At 70.4% G+C, this 17,147-nt stretch carries 18 protein-coding genes; 2 read left to right on the top strand and 16 right to left on the bottom strand.

Going from position 1 to position 17,147, the window contains the following annotated elements; all coding sequences use genetic code 11:
* Positions 1-130 precede the first annotated feature (130 nt).
* Positions 131-493 carry a hypothetical protein gene (locus ACW18C_RS03070; RefSeq protein ID WP_492072742.1) on the bottom strand — a complete coding sequence of 121 codons (363 nt, stop codon included), beginning with the start codon at positions 491-493 and terminating at the stop codon, positions 131-133.
* Positions 490-1,785, bottom strand: coding sequence for a homogentisate 1,2-dioxygenase (gene hmgA / locus ACW18C_RS03065; protein ID WP_492072741.1), 1,296 nt, complete (start codon positions 1,783-1,785; stop codon positions 490-492). The genes ACW18C_RS03070 and hmgA overlap by 4 nt, the downstream gene beginning before the upstream one ends.
* Positions 1,786-1,911: 126 nt before the next feature.
* Here hmgA and ACW18C_RS03060 point away from each other — a divergent pair, with 126 nt between their 5' ends.
* Complete coding sequence (locus tag ACW18C_RS03060) at positions 1,912-2,412, top strand: hypothetical protein (protein WP_040349246.1); 501 nt, start codon at positions 1,912-1,914, stop codon at positions 2,410-2,412.
* On the opposite strand, the gene ACW18C_RS03055 is transcribed toward ACW18C_RS03060, so the two are convergent.
* Positions 2,409-2,666, bottom strand: a complete 258-nt coding sequence (locus ACW18C_RS03055) for an Lrp/AsnC ligand binding domain-containing protein (protein ID WP_008262170.1) — start codon at positions 2,664-2,666, stop codon at positions 2,409-2,411. The genes ACW18C_RS03060 and ACW18C_RS03055 overlap by 4 nt on opposite strands.
* Before the next feature lie 216 nt (positions 2,667-2,882).
* On the opposite strand from ACW18C_RS03055, the gene ACW18C_RS03050 reads away from it, so the two are divergent.
* Positions 2,883-3,563, top strand: a complete 681-nt coding sequence (locus ACW18C_RS03050) for a bifunctional 4-hydroxy-2-oxoglutarate aldolase/2-dehydro-3-deoxy-phosphogluconate aldolase (protein ID WP_008259465.1) — start codon at positions 2,883-2,885, stop codon at positions 3,561-3,563.
* Between the two features lie 7 nt (positions 3,564-3,570).
* On the opposite strand, the gene ACW18C_RS03045 is transcribed toward ACW18C_RS03050, so the two are convergent.
* The 13 genes from ACW18C_RS03045 to ccmI all read right to left on the bottom strand — a co-directional run bounded on the left by ACW18C_RS03045 (position 3,571) and on the right by ccmI (position 17,138).
* Entirely contained in the window at positions 3,571-4,104 is a 534-nt protein-coding gene (locus ACW18C_RS03045; protein ID WP_492072740.1) for a periplasmic heavy metal sensor, read from the bottom strand.
* The gene (locus tag ACW18C_RS03040; protein ID WP_492072739.1) at positions 4,101-4,511 is read right to left on the bottom strand and encodes a hypothetical protein; all 411 of its coding nucleotides are present in this window, start codon (positions 4,509-4,511) and stop codon (positions 4,101-4,103) included. The genes ACW18C_RS03045 and ACW18C_RS03040 overlap by 4 nt, the downstream gene beginning before the upstream one ends.
* Positions 4,508-5,092, bottom strand: coding sequence for an RNA polymerase sigma factor (locus tag ACW18C_RS03035; protein WP_492072738.1), 585 nt, complete (start codon positions 5,090-5,092; stop codon positions 4,508-4,510). The genes ACW18C_RS03040 and ACW18C_RS03035 overlap by 4 nt, the downstream gene beginning before the upstream one ends.
* A gap of 66 nt (positions 5,093-5,158) precedes the next feature.
* Entirely contained in the window at positions 5,159-5,824 is a 666-nt protein-coding gene (locus ACW18C_RS03030) for an EF-hand domain-containing protein (RefSeq protein ID WP_492072737.1), read from the bottom strand.
* A gap of 46 nt (positions 5,825-5,870) precedes the next feature.
* Entirely contained in the window at positions 5,871-8,816 is a 2,946-nt protein-coding gene (locus ACW18C_RS03025; protein WP_492072736.1) for a bifunctional [glutamine synthetase] adenylyltransferase/[glutamine synthetase]-adenylyl-L-tyrosine phosphorylase, read from the bottom strand.
* 141 nt (positions 8,817-8,957) lie between these two features.
* Positions 8,958-10,376: a sensor histidine kinase gene (locus ACW18C_RS03020; protein WP_035310159.1), complete on the bottom strand. Its 1,419-nt coding sequence runs from the start codon at positions 10,374-10,376 to the stop codon at positions 8,958-8,960.
* A gap of 3 nt (positions 10,377-10,379) precedes the next feature.
* Entirely contained in the window at positions 10,380-10,781 is a 402-nt protein-coding gene (locus tag ACW18C_RS03015) for an endonuclease domain-containing protein (RefSeq protein WP_492072735.1), read from the bottom strand.
* Between the two features lie 67 nt (positions 10,782-10,848).
* Entirely contained in the window at positions 10,849-11,520 is a 672-nt protein-coding gene (locus ACW18C_RS03010; protein ID WP_008258750.1) for a response regulator transcription factor, read from the bottom strand.
* 83 nt (positions 11,521-11,603) lie between these two features.
* Positions 11,604-13,145: a Do family serine endopeptidase gene (locus ACW18C_RS03005; RefSeq protein WP_154726706.1), complete on the bottom strand. Its 1,542-nt coding sequence runs from the start codon at positions 13,143-13,145 to the stop codon at positions 11,604-11,606.
* Between the two features lie 100 nt (positions 13,146-13,245).
* Entirely contained in the window at positions 13,246-13,752 is a 507-nt protein-coding gene (locus tag ACW18C_RS03000; protein WP_492072734.1) for a cytochrome c-type biogenesis protein, read from the bottom strand.
* Positions 13,749-15,737 (bottom strand): heme lyase CcmF/NrfE family subunit, encoded by a 1,989-nt coding sequence (locus tag ACW18C_RS02995; protein ID WP_492072733.1) that lies wholly within the window; start codon positions 15,735-15,737, stop codon positions 13,749-13,751. Before ACW18C_RS02995 ends, ACW18C_RS03000 begins: the two co-directional genes overlap by 4 nt.
* Positions 15,734-16,246 (bottom strand): cytochrome c maturation protein CcmE, encoded by a 513-nt coding sequence (gene ccmE / locus ACW18C_RS02990; RefSeq protein ID WP_292147217.1) that lies wholly within the window; start codon positions 16,244-16,246, stop codon positions 15,734-15,736. The genes ACW18C_RS02995 and ccmE overlap by 4 nt, the downstream gene beginning before the upstream one ends.
* 70 nt (positions 16,247-16,316) lie before the next feature.
* Positions 16,317-17,138 (bottom strand): c-type cytochrome biogenesis protein CcmI, encoded by an 822-nt coding sequence (gene ccmI, locus ACW18C_RS02985; RefSeq protein WP_492072732.1) that lies wholly within the window; start codon positions 17,136-17,138, stop codon positions 16,317-16,319.
* Positions 17,139-17,147 lie beyond the last annotated feature (9 nt).

The raw sequence follows: 17,147 nt of genomic DNA, 5'->3' as shown, positions 1-17,147 counted from the left end.
TCCCTAGGATCCATAATCCCGGTGCGTCCGCAGCGGACACACATGTCAGGCGCCGGGAGTATGGATCCTCGCCACAAGGGCGAGGATGCCGGTCTTATGGGATAGGCGGTCTTCGCCCGAACCTTACGCCTCAGTCGATGCAGAGCGTCGGGCCGGCCTTGCCGTCCTCGACCGGCGTATTGCAGCCGAAACGGTCGCTGTCAGCCTGGCAGACGCCGGTCGTGGCCGCGCCCGGCGCGAGGCCGCTGTTGCCCTCGACGCGGCAGTCGCCCTGGCATTGGTCGCCGTCGGTGCAGGACTTGCCCGCGTCGGCGTAGCTGATCACGCACTGCCAGGACTGCATCCGGCCGACCTGTTTCATCGAGCCGCCCCGCGTGGCGCAGGCCGAGGCGTCGGCGCTCTGCATCGGGGCGTCGGAGCCGGCGCCTGTCGTCTGAGGGGTGCAGGCGGCGGCCATCAGGGCGCCGGCGGCGATGAGAGCGATACGGATCATTTGACCTGTCCTTTTGCGAAGCCTGACCAGACGTCGTCGTAGTCGAGCTGCATCTGCGGTGATTCCGACGCCCATTTCGTGACCCGGATCGGCGCCCGGGTCTCGAACATGAAGGCCAGGGTGTCAGTGATCTTGTGCGGTTTCAGTTCCGCCTGGATCGCGCCCTCATAGCTGGCCTGATCCGGGCCGTGGCCGCTCATCCGGTTGTGCAGGCTGGCGCCGCCGGGGGCGAAACCGCCGGCCTTGGCGTCATAGGCGCCGGTCACCAGGCCCATGAACTCGCTCATGACGTTGCGATGGAACCAGGGCGGGCGGAAGGTGTGCTCGGCCACCATCCAGCGCGGCGGGAAGATGACGAAGTCGATATTGGCCGTGCCCGGCGTCTCGGACGGGCTGGTCAGGACGGTGAAGATCGACGGATCGGGGTGGTCGTAGCTGACGGTGTTGATCGTGTTGAACCGCGCCGTGTCATAGCGGCAGGGCGCCAGATTGCCGTGCCAGGCCACCACGTCCAGCGGGCTGTGATCGAAGGTCGTGGCCCACAGACGGCCGCCGTACTTCTGGACGCACTGGGTCGGGCGATCGACGTCCTCATAGGCCGCGACCGGGGTTTCGAAGTCGCGCGGATTGGCCAGGCCGTTGGCGCCGATCGGCCCCAGGTCCGGCAGGCGGAACGGGCTGCCGTAGTTTTCGCAGACATAGCCGCGCACGGGCCCGTCGACTTCGACGCGGAAGCGGACGCCGCGCGGGATCAGGACCACGTGGCCGGGCTGGGCCTCGATCACGCCCATCTCGGTGACGAAGCGATGGGCGCCCTGTTGCGGCACGATCAGCAGTTCGCCGTCGGCGTCGTAGAAGACGCGGTCGATCATCGAGCGATTGGCGACATACAGGTGGACGCCCGCCCCGCCCCCGGCGTCGGGATCGCCCGCCCCGCCATAGGTGACCAGGCCTTCGACCCAGTCGGTCGGCGCTTCCGGGATCGGCAGCGGGTCCCAGCGCATCCGGTTGGGATTGGGCGGGGTCTCGTCGAACGGGCCCGACCGCACCCGGCCCTGATCGAAGGGCGCATAGGGGCCGTGCTGGGCCGAGGGGCGCAGGCGGTACAGCCAGCTGCGCCGGTTCTCGGCGCGCGGGGCGGTGAAGGCCGTGCCCGACAGTTGTTCGGCGTACAGGCCCATCGGCGTCTTCTGCGGCGAGTTCTGGCCCTGCGGCAGGGCGCCGGGCGCGGCCTCGGTCGCGAAATGATTGCCGAAGCCGGTCAGATAGGCGGGCGCGTTGGATCGCGTCATGTGTGTGGTCTCCCTATTTCGCTGGTTTAGCGCCGCCGCCGGCCATCGTCACCCCAAGCCGTCATCCACCGAGCGGTGCAACAGCTTCGCCGTTCGCGCGTTCAGGGCCGCCAGGAGACGACCGTCATGACCTATCTGACCCGCGCGGTCTTCGCCTTCGCCAGCCTGCTGCTGCTGTTGTCGGCCTCGGCCCTGATCGGGTTCGGCCTGATGGACGCCATCCACACCATTCGGTCCCCGGACAAGTCCGGAGCGGACGCGGCGCTGGACATGCTGGGCTATGTCATCGTCGCCATCGCCGTCTTCGACGTGGCCAAATACATCTTCGAGGACGAGGTGCGGCGCGGCAACGAACGGCGCAGCGCCGCCGAGGCCCGGCGCAGCCTGACCAAATTCCTGTCCACCATCGTCATCGCCCTGTTCCTGGAGGCCCTGGTGGTGGTGTTCAAGACGGCGCGCCAGGACGTGGCCCTGCTGATCTATCCCACCGCCCTGCTGATCGCGGCGGTGCTGGTCCTGGTCGGGCTGGGCGTGTTCCAGCGCCTGTCGGCCACGGTCGAGGAGAAGGTCGGCGACGACGACGACGCCGAAGAACGCAAGGACAAGGTCAAGCGCAAGAGCGCCTAGCCGCCCTTGGGCAGGAAGGGCGAGAAGGTGATGACGGTGAAGGTGTCGCGGACATGCGGCCGGGTCTGGACCTGTTTGGTGACGAAGGTCCCGATGTCGGCGTCGCGCGGCAGATTGAACTTGGCCAGCAGGTCGTGCTGGCCCGAGGTGGAATAGACCTCCGACACGTTCTCGACATTGTCCACGATGTCGGCCGCCACATCGTTGGCATAGCCCAGCTCGGTTTTGATGAAGACGAAGATGGCGGTCATCATGGGCGGGGGCTCCTGTTGCTGGCCCGCGTCCTAAACCGTTTTGGACGCGGCGTCGAAGACGTCGGATGAAACAATATGTTCCGCCGCAGCGCCATGAACCCGGCCGCGCGGCTTTCGCTTTCGGCGGCGGCTGGGATAAGCAGGGGGCGAGGCCGGGCGACCGGTCGGTGCAACACAGGCGTTCCGGCGCGGCTCGGGACAGGCGGAGATTAAGACATGGCCCATGATCGCGTCAGCGTGCTTCAGGCGCTCGAGACCCAGGGCGTCTGCCCCGTCTTCTATCATCCCGATCCCGAGGTCAGCCTGAACGTCATCCGCGCCTGCGCGCGCGGCGGGGCGCCGGTGGTCGAGTTCACCAATCGCGGCGACTTCGCCTGCGACCTGTTCGGCGAGATCAATCGCGAGCTGATCAGGACCGACCCGGACGTGGTGCTGGGCATCGGCTCGGTGGTCGATAGCGGTACGGCGTCGCTCTACCTGAACCGGGGCGCGCGCTTCGTGGTCAGCCCCTGCCTGGTCCCCGACGTGGCCAAGGTCTGCAACCGACGCATGGTGGCCTATTTCCCCGGCTGCGGCTCGGTGACGGACATCGGCGAGGCGCACGAACTGGGCTGCGACATCGTCAAACTGTTTCCGGGGTCGTCGGTCGGCGGCCCGGACTTCGTCAAGGCGGTCAAGGGGCCGATGCCCTGGGTCAAGATCATGCCGACCGGCGGCGTCGATCCCGATGAGGCCTCGATCGCCAAATGGTTCGGCGCCGGCATCGTGGCGGCGGGCATGGGCTCCAAGCTCGTGACCGACGAAGCGGTCAAGTCGGGCGACTGGGCCGCCATCGAGGCCAAGGTGCGCGCCACCGTGGACGCCGTCGCCGCCTATCGGGCGTCGAACAAGGGCTGAACCCGCCTCAGCCCGGACCGTCGGGGCCGTCCGGTTCCGGCGGCCGGGGCGCGGCGTTGCGGCCGGTGTCGGGCGTCGGGGGACCGGACCGTGGCCCACGCCGCATCAGCAGGCCGGACAGGACCTTGCGGTCCTCGACGTCCAGGGTTTCCAGCATGGCGATGGCCTCGCCTTCCAGACGGGCGCGACCGCGCATCTCGGCCGTGCGCGACTGATCCAGCAGGGCCTGGACCCGGGCCGCGTCCATCCGGGGCTGGGACGCCGCCTGGACCGCCTGGGCCCGCGCCGCGCGGGCGGCCTCGAAATCGGGCCGGGCCGCGAGCGCAGCCGCCCGCATCCTGGCGCGAACGTCGCGCCGGACCTCAGGCTGCAGCTGGGCGATCACCTCGCGGAAGGGACCGTGGCGCAAGGGACCGCGCAGTTCGGCGACCCGTTCGTCCACCCTGGCCCGGCTGACGGCGAAGGCGACCCCGCCGGCCAGGGCGAACAGGTTCAGGGCCACCGACACCGCCAGGGCGATCTTCAGGCTGCGTTCGCTCATCCCAGAACCTCCGTATCGTCCACCTCGACCAGGGTGGATTGGTAAAGCACCGCGTCGGCCCGCTCGTCGGCGGTGACATGGGTGGTCAGACCCACGCCCGCGACCACGCCGGCGCAGGCGGCCGCCGCCCAGCCCGCGCCCAGGAACAGGGCGATCCGATCCAGATGGAAGCGGCGGGTCTTCGCTTTCGGCGCGGCGGCCAGCAGGCGCGCCGTCAGGTCGGGCGAGGGCGTCGGGGCGGGCGAGGCGTCCAGCAGGGCGTCCAGCGCCGCCGCCTGCGCCAGCGCCGTCTTCAGCGACGGATCGGCGGCGATCAGGCTTTCGGCGAAGACGCGTTCAGACGCGGGCCACCGACGCAGGTCGGCGCCGTAAGCCTCCGCCAGAGCGTGCAACCGATCCGCCTTCATCGTCCGACTCCCTTAGTCATCCCTGGCTTCATCCCCGGCGCGAGGTCCGCCAGGGCTAGACGCAATGCGCGGCGTCCGCGCGACAACAAACTCTCCAGCGCCTCGACGCTGATGCTCATCAGGGCGGCCGCCTCGATATTGGACAGCTCCTGATAATGACACAGGACCACCGCCTCGCGCTGACGGTCCGGCAGGCGTTTCAGCGCCCCGTCGACCTGAGCCCCCGTCTCGGCCGCCAACAGGGCGCGATCCGGCGCCGGGCCGTCATCGGGGCGATCCGGCGGCGTCTCCATGGGCATTTCGCGCCGTCGCCGCAGCCGATCATAGCAGAGATTCAGCGCCACCCGGTGCAGCCAGGTGTCGAACCGGGCCTTGCCGGGGGTCCATTTCGGCGCCTGTCGCCAGGCCTTGAGCATCGTCTCCTGGGCCACGTCCTCGGCCTCGGCGGCGTCGCCCAGCATGCGTTGGGCCAGGGCCAGGATGCGCGGCAGCTTGCGCGACACAAGCGTCTGCGCGGCCGCCGGGTCGCCCTGACCCACGCGGCGCACAAGATCCTCGTCGGGGTCGACGATCGCGACCAAACCCGCCTCTTCCGCTGCTGACGAAAGGGACCGATTCGCCCAGGACGGCCGACCCCGACACCGTTCTTACTCCGAAGCCGGAGCCGGGGAAGCGGGTTGTTGCACCGGACGGACGGCGCGGCGTTGCTGACCTTGGCCTCCCCGTTCGGCTCGGCGCTCGGCGCGATTGGCGGTCATGGCGGCCCGGCGCTCGTCGGCGGTGACGACGCCGTTCTTGTCAGCGTCCATCTTGTCGAACTGTTCGCCCAGTCTGGCGGCGGCCTCGGAGATCACCACGGGGCCGCGTTCACAACCTTCCAGACAGCCGGGACCACGCATGGCGTGACGGGGACCGCCGCGAGGCCCGGACCGGCCGCGCGCGGCCCAGTCCGGGCGGACGGCGTGACCGGCGTCGAACTCCGCGCGGCTGATGGAGCCGTCGCCGTTGGCGTCCAGCGTGGCGAAGCGGTCGTCGGCCCGCTCGGCGCGCTTGGCCTGCATGGCGGCCTGACGCTCGGCCAGGCTGACCGTGCCGTCGCGGTCGGCGTCCAGCGCAGTCAGGCGGGCGACGCGAGCCTCGACGAAGGCGGCGCGGGTCAGGTCGGCGTTCCGGTCGGCCAGGCCGCGCGCATAGGGCGGCGGGGGACCGTCGGCCGGGGGCGGCGGAACCTGGGCCGTGGCGACCCCGGCGCCGGCGCCGAGGACGGCGGCCAAGGCCATGGCGCTGAAGCCGTTCAGAACGATGTTTCTCATCTCGATAATCTCCTCGAACCGCCTTGAGCGGTCGTTGACGACCCTGTCAGGAGATTGAACGCGGCTCCTCGGACTCTCCGTCGCGACTGATCTCTTCGCGCGTGAGCGGGACCGCCCGTTCGAAGGCCTTGCGCGCCCGCGCCCGCAGTTCCGTCAGTTCGGTCTTCAGCGACTCGAAGTCCTGAGCCCCCGCCGCCTCGGCCAGCCGCAGCCGGAAGACCGACGGCTCGGCCTCGGGATCGACCCGGCCCTCGAAGGCGGCGGCCAGCAGATGAGCCAGCCGCTGCTGCACCCGCCAGGCCTCGGCCAGGACCGGGTCGTCGTGCAGGGCCTCCAGCGTGGACAGGGTCAGGGGCTCGCCCGCGACGGCGGCCTGGAGCTGGCGGTACTGGGCCGCGAACTCGGCGTCCACCTGGCCGCCCGGCGACAGTTTCAGATCCCAGAAGCCGTGGGGGCGACGCTCGCGATCCATCAGGGCGCGCATTCTACGGACATCGGCGGCGACATCGACGCCGGGACGGGGCCGACGCAGGGCCGCCTCGATCGCCGCGGAGACCCGGTCGCCGAAGACCGGGTCGCTGGCCCAGACCACGCGGGCGCGGGTCAGGACCATGAACTCCCAGGTCTCGGCCTCGCCGGCGTAATAGTCGTCGAAGGTGGACAGCCGCACCGAGACCGGCCCCTTGGACCCGGTGGGGCGCAGCCGCATGTCCACCTCGTAAAGGCCGCCCTCGGCCGTATGGGCCGACAGGGCCGCGATCAGCCGCTGGGTGAAGCGGGCGTAGAAGACGTCGGCGGTCCAGCCCTTGATTTCGGACACCGTCTCGGGCGGGGCGTCGTACAGGGTCATCAGGTCCAGGTCGGACCCGGCCGTCATCTCGCGCGAGCCGGCCTTGCCCAGGGCCACCACGGCGACCGCGCCGGGGAAGGCGCCGCCCAGCCGTTCGGTCTCGGCCAGGGCGGCCGGCGACAGGGTGCGCATGGCGGCGTCGGCCAGGGCGGCGTAGGCGCGGCCGGCCGCCTCCGGTCCGGCGCGGCCGGTCATGGCGTGGATGCCGATGCGGAACATCTGTTCGCGGTGCAGGCGGCGCACGGCGTTCATGGCGCCCTCGAAATCCTCGGTCTCGCCGGCTTCACGCAGGATCTGTTCGGTCAGGCCGGTCTCGTCCGACAGGTCGGCCAGGAAGCGAGCGTCCAGCACCCCGTCCAGGGCCGCGGGCTGACGCCCCAGGGTCCGGGCCAGGCGGGGCGCGAAGGCCATGACGCCCAGCACCATCTCGAACAGCTTGGGCTGGTTCAGGAACAGGGCCTGGACCTGAACCCCGGCGGCCAGGCCCGAGAAGAAGACGGCGAACCGGCGAAAGGCGTCGTCGGGCGCGCCCGACCGGGCCAGGGCCTCCAGCAGGCGGGGCGCCAGGCGGGTGAACAGTTCGCGCCCCCGCTCGGTGCGGGTCGCGGGGATGCGGCCGTGGTGCCAGGAGCGGATGGTGTCCGCCACCGACGGCGCCTCGGAAAAGCCCATGCGGCGCAGGGTGTCCAGGGTCTCGGGATCGTTCTCGACCCCGGTGAAGACCAGGCTGCCATAGGCGGAGTCCAGTTCCTCTCCGCCTTCGAACAGCTCGCCGTAGCGGGTGTTGACCCGGACCAGCAGGGCCTCGACATGGGCGTCGAAGGCCGCCAGATCGGTCCAGCCGGCCAGGGCGGCGACGGCGGCGCGGCGCTGCGGATCCTCGGGCAGGCGGTGGGTCTGTTCGTCGTCCAGCATCTGGACCCGGTGCTCCAGGCCGCGCAGTTCGACATAGGCGGCGGACATCTCCTCGGCGACGGCGGCGGGGATATGGTCGGCCTGGGCCAGGGCCGTCAGGGCGTCCAGGGTGCGCGTGGCGCGCAGGGCGGGGTCGCGACCGGCCAGGATCAACTGCTGGGTCTGGGCGTAGAATTCGATCTCGCGGATGCCGCCCCGGCCCAGTTTCAGATTGGCCCCGGCGGCCTGCAGCCCCTCGCCGGTCTTGTGGACGTGGATCTGTTTCTTGATCGACTGGATGTCGAGGACGGCGGCGTAGTCCAGGCTGCGGCGCCAGATGAAGGGGCGCAGGGCCTTGACGAACCGGGCGGCGGCGCGCGGGTCGCCCAGCACCGGCCGCGCCTTGATGAAGGCCGCCCGCTCCCAGTTCTGACCGACGCTTTCATAATAGGCCAGGGCCATCGGGCCCGACACCACCGGCGGGGTCGAGGACGGATCGGGCCGCAGCCGCAGATCCACGCGGAAGACATAGCCGTCGGCCGTCCGTTCGGTCAGCAGGGTCGCGATCCCCTTGCCGACGCGATTGGCGAAGTCCTGCATCTCCTCGCCCTCGCGCAGGGCCAGGCCCATCAGGCGCGGCTCGAAGAAGAGGGAGATGTCGATGTCGGACGAATAGTTCAGCTCGTTCGCGCCATGCTTGCCCATGGCCAGGCCGAACAGGCCGGGGATGGGGCCGCGCGAATCGTCGGGCGGCGAGACCAGGCGACCCCGCGCGCGCTGTTCGGCGGCGACCGCGCGCAGGGCGGCGCGGCAGGCGGCGTCGGCGAAGCTGGACAGGGCGCCCGTCACCTGGTCCAGGTCCCAGACCCCGCCCAGATCGGCCAGGGCCGTCAGCAGGTGCAGATCGGCCTTCAGCACCCGGAGCGGCGCACGGACATCGTCGGGTTCGGCGTCCAGGGCGTCGGTCTCGGCGAGGATGCGGATCAGTCCCGACGTCGGGTCCCGTTCCAAAATCCGACGCAGATGAGCCGGCCGACGACGCATCAGGCCCGCCAGATAGGGCGAGGCGCCCGCCACCGGCGCCAGGGCAGGCCAGGCGGCGTCGAGGGTCTCGCGCCAGCCGTCGGCGTCGGCGGCCTCGATCAGGGTCTCCAGCAGGCGTTCGGCGGCGGCGGGGTTCGCGACGGGGCCGGCGGCCTTGATCCGCTGGCCCAGCGGGATCGTCGCGGAGGTTTCAGTATCGGCCATCAATTTATCCGCTCATCCCGGCGAAAGCCGGGACCCAGTGCTTTCGCTCGGCACCGCGTTGGACCACAATCCTGACACGCGCCACAAGGCCGCGCGCCCAAAGAACTGGGTCCCGGCTTTCGCCGGGATGAGCGGAAATCTCTAAGTCTGCCCAGCGGGGGGCAGCACCAGGGCCACCCGCAGGCCCGGCCCGAAGCCGCCATAGGCGCCGGGGCCTTCGTCCAGCACCACCCGGCCGCCGTGGGCCTCGGCCACCGCCGTGACCAGGGACAGGCCCAGGCCCGAGCCCGGCTCGGTGCGGCTGTTGTCCAGGCGGACGAACCGCTGGACGACGCGCTCGCGGTCCTCTTCCGGCACGCCGGGGCCGGTGTCGGTGACCGAATATTCGATCTCGCCCGACGACCGCCGCCGCGCCCGCAGCTTCACCGCCCCGCCCGCCGGGGTGTATTTGATGGCGTTGTCGATCAGATTGGCCAGGGCCTGGGCCAGGAAGGGCTGGTTGCCCTCGATCATCAGCCCCGTCTCGACCTCGGACGAGAAGTCGATCGACTTGTCCTCGGCCGCCGGTTCGTACAGCTCGGCCATGTCGGCGGCCAGTTCGCCCGCGTCCATCGGCTTGGGATCCGGCGCCCCGCCGGCTTGCAGCCGGGCGATGGCCAGGACGGTGTTGAAGGTCTTCAGCAGATGATCGGCCTCGTCCAGGGCGATGCCCAGGGCGTCCACCCCGTCGATCTTGCCCGCCTCGGCGTCGATCAGGGCCACCTCCAGCTTGGCCCGCATCCGCGTCAGGGGCGAACGCAGGTCGTGGGCGATGGCGTCGCCGGCGTGGCGGATCGAGGCCATCGACCCCTCCAGCCGGTCCAGCATGACGTTCAGCCCCTGGCCCAGTTCGTCCAGTTCGTCGCCCGAGTTGCGGATGGGGGCGCGGACCTTCAGGTCGCCGTCCTGCACCGCCTGGACCACGCGGTTCAGCCCGGCCATGGCGCTTTCGACCCGGCGGCTGATGTAGAGACCGCCCGCCAGGCCCAGCAGCATGACCAGGGCCATCGCCCCCCACAGTGCCTGGGTCAGGCGCGACAGATATTCCTCGATCCCGCCGATATCTTCGCCGACGAACAGGGTGTCGCCCCCCGCCAGCGGCATGATCACCCCGATGGAGCGGCGGGTCTGGACCCGGCCGTCGGGATCGGTGCTGGTCAGGCGGAAGGTGCTCCATTCGCCGGTCCCGGTCCGGCGCGCCTCCTTCAGGTCGAAGGGCATGACCGACAGATTGCCGGTGACGATCTTACCGTCCGGGCCGGTCAGCAGATACAGATAGGGACCGCCCCGGATCGTGCGTTCGACCAGGGCCTGGTTCAGGGCGTCAATCCCGCGCGTGCGGTGGACGGCGGTCAGGGCGGCCAGTTCCGTCTCGACGTCGGTCCGCGCCCGCGTCTGGGCCTCGGACGCCGAGGCGAAATAGACATAGGCCAGGATCGCCCCCGCCGCCGCCACGAACAGGGCCAGGAACAGCAGGGTCAGCCGGAAGGGCGTGCGGCGAAGGAGGGAGGGAAGACGCATGGGTTAAGAGAACTCTCCCTCCCCCTGCGGGGGAGGGGGGTCGCCGCGCTGCGGCGACCGGGTGGGGCGGGCCAGGCAATGCGCGCGCACATCTTCGATGACCTGGGCCAACTGATCCCGGACCCGGAGATTGTCATACCGCAAGGTTATCAGCCCCTCTCTGGCAAAGACCGCGTCACGCACGCGATCCTGCCGGGCGCGGTCTTCGTCGAGATGAGACCCGCCGTCCACTTCCACGATCACGCCTCGGGCCCAACAAAAGAAATCAAGGTAGTAGCCCCGCAGGGGCGCCTGTCGACGAAAATGCAGACCGTCGGATCGGAGCGCGCGCAGGGCGATCCACAGACGGGCTTCCGCCGGGGTGAGCGCTTTCCGCATGGCGCGCGCCCGAGCAATGATCGCCATGTCGCCCTGCCCTCCCCACCCGGACGCTACGCGTCCCCCCTCCCCCGAGGGGGAGGGAGAATTATGGCTAAGCCTCCAACCGATACCCCGCGCCGCGCACCGTCTGCAGCATCGCCCGGTCGAAGCCCTTGTCGATCTTGGAGCGGAGGCGGCTGATATGGACGTCGATGACGTTGGTCTGGGGGTCGAAATGATATTCCCACACCTTCTCCAGCAGCATGGTGCGGGTCACCGACTGGCCGGCGTGGCGCATCAGGAACTCCAGCAACTGGAACTCGCGCGGCTGGAGATCGATCTCGGTCGCGCCGCGATGAACCGTGCGGGCGATCAGGTTCATCTCCAGGTCGCCGACCTTCAGCACGGTCTGGACCCCGCCGGTCTCGCGACGGCGCGACAGGGCCTCGACCCGGGCGATCAGTTCGGCGAAGGCGTAGGGCTTGACCAGGTAGTCGTCCGCGCCGGCCTTCAGGCCCGTGACCCGGTCCTCGACCTCGCCCAGGGCCGACAGGAACAGGACCGGGGTCTGGTCCCCGCCCTTGCGGACCGTCTCGACCATGCCGACGCCGTCCAGACGGGGCATCATCCGGTCCACTACATAGACGTCGTAGCCGCCCTTTTGCGATTCCAGCAGGCCGAAGGCCCCGTCCACGGCATGGGTGACGTCATGCCCGGCTTCGGACAGGCCCCGCACCATGGCGGTCGCCGCCTCCGCGTCGTCTTCGACCACCAAAATCCGCATGGAACCCCTCCCGGAATCAAAATCGCCGCCGATGGTAGCGCATCGGCGGCGATTGACGAGTTAAGGCTTGGTCAGAATGCCGATCATTCTTCCGTGGCGAAGCGGAGCGGCACCGGGCTGGTGCCCTGGGGCGTGCGGACGAACAGCAGGATGCTGGGACGTCCGGCCGACTTGGCTTCCTGAACCGCCGTCCGCAGATCCGCCGCCGAGGCGATGGCGCGGCCGTTGGCGCGGGTGATGACGAAGCCGGGCTGGAAGCCCAGACGCGCCGCCGAAGACCCCTGGGCGACATTGGTGATGACAACCCCGTTCACGCTTTCGGGGATGTTGAAGCGCGACCGCGCGGCGGCGCTGAGCGGGGTGACCGCCAGGCCCTCGATGGTTTCGCTCTGGCCGGGTTGAGCCTGACCGGGCGCGGAGGAGCCGCCCTCCTCGCCGGCGTTCAATTCCTCGTCTGACGGGCGCACGCCGGAGCGGACGTTCAGCGTCTGACGACGGCCGTCGCGGATGACCTCCAGGCGGATGGTGTCGCCAGGCTTGGCCGCGCCGACCCGACGGGTGGCCTCGGCGCTGCTGTCGATGGCCTCGCCGTTCACGGCAACCAGGATGTCGTTGACCTTGACGCCCGCGCGGGCGGCGGGGCCGTCCTCGGTGACGGTCTCGACATAGGCGCCCTTGAAGTCCTTGGGCTGGCCGAGGGCTTCCCAGGAGTCGGGGGACAGGCTGCGCAGGCCCAGGCCGACGTAGCCGCGCTCGATCGCCTGGCCGCGCATCAGCCGCTCGGTGATCGACTTGGCGGTCTCGGCCGGAATGGCGAAGCCGATGCCGACCGATCCGCCCGTGGGCGAATAGATGGCCGAGTTCACGCCGATGACGCGTCCGTAGATGTCGAAGGTCGGGCCGCCCGAGTTGCCCCGGTTGATGGCGGCGTCGATCTGGATGTAGTCGTTATAGCCGGACGGATCGATGTCGCGGGCCTTGGCCGAGACGATGCCGGCGGTCGCCGTACCGCCCAGGCCGAAGGGGTTGCCGACCGCGATGACCCAGTCGCCGACGCGCGGCTGGGCGGTCTCTTCGAAGCTGACGTATTTGAAGTCGTTCCCCTCGACCTTGATCACGGCCAGGTCCGTACCGGGGTCGCGGCCGATCAGGCGGGCCGGCAGTTCGCGGCCGTCCGACATCTTGACCTTGATCTCGGTGGCGTCAGCGACGACGTGGTTGTTGGTGACGATGAAGCCGTCCTGGGAGATGAAGAAGCCGGAACCGGCGCCCTGGGTCGTCTGAGGCTCGTCCTCCTCGCCCTGGCCGCCGCGCCCCTGGGGCGGAACGAACTGGAACGGCAGGCCGGGGATCTGGAAGGCGCCGCCCTGGGGCTGTTCGACCTTCACCGTCACGTCGATCTGAACAACGGCGGGGGCCACCTGTTCGAAGATGTTGGCGAAGCTGTTGGGCGCGCCCGGCGGGGGCGAGAAGCTGTTTCCGTTGGCCGGCACGGGGGTGAGCCGGTTCACCGCCTGGGGGTCGGCGTGCGCGCCGGGCCAGTTGATGACCCCGCCTGCGGTCGCCGCCGCCGCCAGGGTCAGGCCGGCCGCGGCCCCGAGAATGAACTCTTTGCGCTTCAGCATCTTGGTCCTTGCGATCCTCTCGGGGCGACGCCCCGTCTTGGCTCTTGATATAGGCCGAACCGGCGCGACGCCAATTCCGGTGTTCGATGGATGATCTCGACTAGCGCCCGTCGTGAGGCGAGGTTGCGTCCAGATCACGGCGAAGCTTCTCATTTGCGAGAATGTCTTGCAGTCGACGTTCCTCATCCGGGGAAAGGGGCTGCGCCTCGACGGCGCCGCGACCTGCGCGGACCAGGATGACCAGCAGCGCCAGGGCCGCCAGAGCGAACGGCCCGAACCACAGCAGCCAGGTTCCGGCCCGCACCGGCGGGGTGAACAGCACATAGTCGCCGAACCGGCGCACCAGGTCGTCGCGCACGGCCTGGTCGGAGGCGCCGGACGCGATTTCCTCGCGGATCAGGCGGCGCATGTCGCCGGCGACGCCCGCCGGACTGTCGGCGATGGCCTCGTGCTGGCAGACGACGCAGCGCACGTCCTTGAACAGGGCCTGGGCGCGGGCCTCCTGAGCCGGGTCGGCCAGGGGCCGGTCGGGGGCGGCGGCCGGCTCGGCCGCCGTCAGCATCAGCGCCAGAACGGGCGCGATCAGCAGGATCAGCCGCCGCCTCATGGGGCCTTCCTCCGACGCGGCCCGACGCCCAGCCGCAGCCGGCGGTCCAGCAGGGACAGAAGCCCCCCGAACGCCATGATCATCGGCCCCAGGAAGATCAGCCGCGCCCAGGGGTTCCAGTACAGGCGCACGACCCAGGCGGGCTCTGCCGGGCTGCCCGCCCGTTCGCCCATCACCACATAGACGTCGTCCAGCCCGCGGAAATCCAGCCCGACCTCGGTCGTGGTCTGGCCGCCGGCGGGGAAGAAGCGGCGTTCGGCCGTGACGGACTTCGCCCGGCCCCGGTCGTTCGACGGCCGCACGGTCAGCCGGCCCTGTTCGGCCAGATAGTTGGGGCCTTCGACCACCCGCACCTGGTCCAGGGTCACGGTCCAGGGGCCGGCGGAGACGCTCTGGCCCAGAGAAAGAGCGCGCGCGGCCTCGGCCTTGAAGCCGGTCTCGACCACCGCCCCCAGGATGAAGACGCCCAGGCCCAGGTGGGCCAGGCTCATGCCCCAGGCGCCCAGCGGCAGGCCCCTCAGGCGACGCAGGGTCTCGGCGCCTGAGGCGCGGAACAGGCGCGCCCGCTCCGCGACCTCGGCCAGCGAACCCAGGATCAGCCAGGCGCCCAGGCCGATCCCGGCGGCGGCGAAGGCCTTTCTGGGCTCCCACAGGGCGTAGGCGGCCAGGGCCGAAACCAGGGCCAGGCCCGCCGCGACGGCCAGCCTCTGCATCGCCCCGGTCAGGTCGCCCCGCTTCCACGCCAGCAGAGGCCCGGCGGGCAGGATGATGAAAGCCACGGTCATCAGGGGAACGAAGGTGGCGGCGAAATAGGGCGGGCCGACCGAGATGGTCGCGCCGGACGCCGCCTCCAGGATCAGGGGATAGAGGGTGCCGAGCAGGACGGTGGCCGCCGCCGCGGTCAAGAACAGGTTGTTCAGCACCAGCGCGCCCTCGCGGCTGACGGGGGCGAACAGGCCGCCGCCTTTCAGCTGGGGCGCGCGCCAGGCGAACAGGGCGAAGGCGACGCCGGCCGTAAGGCCCAGGATGGCCAGCAGCATCAGGCCGCGCTGGGGATCGACGGCGAAGGCGTGGACGCTGGTCAGCACCCCGGACCGCACCAGGAAGGCGCCCAGCATGGAGAAGCTGAAGGCCAGCAGGGCCAGAAACACCGTCCAGCCCGCCAGCGCCCCGCGCCGCTCGGTCACCACCGCGCTGTGCAGCAGGGCCGCGCCCGCCAGCCACGGCATGAAACTGGCGTTCTCGACCGGGTCCCAGAACCACCAGCCGCCCCAGCCCAGTTCGTAATAGGCCCAGAAGGACCCCAGGGTGATGCCGACGGTCAGCAGGGCCCAGCTGGCCAGGGCCCAGGGCCGCACCCACCGGCCCCAGGCGGGCCAGAAGGCGGTCTGGGCCCGGCCCTCGATCAGGGCGGCGACCGCCAGGGAGAAGCAGACGGAGAAGCCGACATAGCCGGCGTAGAGCAGCGGCGGATGCACGGCCAGGGCCGGGTCCTGAAGCAGCGGGTTCAGCGACGCCCCCTGGAACGGCGCGGGGTCAAGGCGGGTGAAGGGGCTGGAAGTGAAGACGGCGAAGGCCAGGAACAGCGACCCCAACGCCCCCTGCACCGCCACGGCCGAGGCCTTCAGCCCGAACGGCAGGCCGCGCGCGCGAGCCAAGGCTCCGCCGAAGACCGTCAGGACCAAGCACCACAGCAGCAGCGACCCCTCGTGACTGCCCCAGGCGCCGGCGACCTTGTACAGCATCGGTTTGTCGGTGTGGCTGTTGGCCGCGACGTTGGACACTGAGAAGTCGGACACGACGAAGGCGTAGATCAGGGCCGCGAAACTGAGGGCCACAGCGCCCGCCGCCGCCAGGGCCGCCCCTTGCGCCGCGCCCGCCAGCACCGGACTGCGCCGCCAGCGCCCTGCCGCCGACAGCGCCGTCTGCAGGATCGACAGGGCCAGGGCCAGGGATAGGGCGAAGGCCCCGAGTTCGGCGATCATAGACTGTTCGTTGCGCTATCGGCCTGCGGCCTGCTTGAGCGCGTGTTCTTGGTCACAGTTTCCGGCCGCCACTCGCCCTTGGCCTTGATCCGGTCGGCGACCTCGCGCGGCATATAGTTCTCGTCGTGCTTGGCCAGGACCTGGCTGGCGTGGAAGACGCGGTCGGCGCCGAACGACCCCTGGGCCACGATCCCCTGCCCCTCGCGGAACAGGTCGGGCAGGTCGCCGTGATACTGGACCTGGGTCACAGCGATATTGTCGGTGACGGTGAAGACCACGAGCCCGTCGCCGGATTTCCGCACGCTGCCGGTCTCGACCAGACCGCCCAGACGGATGTCGCGGCCTTCCGGCGCCTTGTCGGCGGTGGCCTCGGACGGGGAATAGAAGAAGGTCACGCTGTCCTGCATGGCCCACAGCGACAGGCCGACCGCCAGGGCCAGGATCGGGGCCACGGCGGCGACGACCCACAGGCGACGGCGCGCCTTCGGCGATTTCGGCAGCCAGCTCATGACTTGGCGGTTCCGCTCCCCGACGGAATTTTTCTTGGGTCTATAGCGGCGGGGGCCGGCCGCCAATGTGTCATTGCGCCTTATCCGCAGGCAGGCGCCGTTCCAGGTCGATCCGGCGCGGATCGGCCGGGTCCAGGGCGGCGATCAACGGCGTCCATTGCGCGCGCGTCGTCGTCGTATCGCCCCGCTCAAGCGCCGCCTGGCCCAGGAAGAAGCGGGCGCCCAACTGGTCCGGGTCCAGGTTCACCGCCTGGCGGAAGGCGGCCTCGGCGTCGCCGCCGATCCGGCCGTCATCGGCCCGCACCAGGCTTTCGCCCAGCCGCGCCCAGGCCCGAGCGTCGCCGGGCTCCAGTTCGATCAGCCGGCGAAAGGCCGAGGCGGCGCCCAGCGGGTCGTCGGCGGCGAACCGGGCCGCGCCCAGCATAGCCAGGGCCTGACGGTCCTGCGGATTGTCCCGCGCCACCCCCGCCGTCACCGCCGCCAGTTGCGCCGGCTCCAGGGTTTCCAGCTGGGTGGACCATTGATCGACCCGCCGCTCATAGGCCTGGTCCGGCAGGCCCGGCGATCCGGTCAGGACATAGAGGGCCAGCGCCCCCGCCGTCGTCGCCGCGATCCCGCCCAACACCCAGAAGCGGTCATGCCGGCCGGCCACGGGCGTGGCCGCAGCCACGGCCTGACCCGCCAGCAGCCGCCGCCCCGCCTCGGCCCGTGCGGCGGCGTGGGCCGTTTCGTCCAGCAGGCCGCGCTCCTTCAACCGGTCCAGTTCGTCCAGTTCGCGACCGCCGACATCGGCGTCGGCGCCGGCCGCATCAGCCCCGCGTCGCGCCCCGGTCAGCACCAGCAGGCCGGCCATCGCCGCCGCCAGGCCGGTCATTATCCAGAAGACGATCATCCCCGCCGT

Source organism: Brevundimonas sp. FV1ye7S (assembly GCF_058680995.1).
This window is presented reverse-complemented; position numbering and strand designations above follow the sequence as displayed.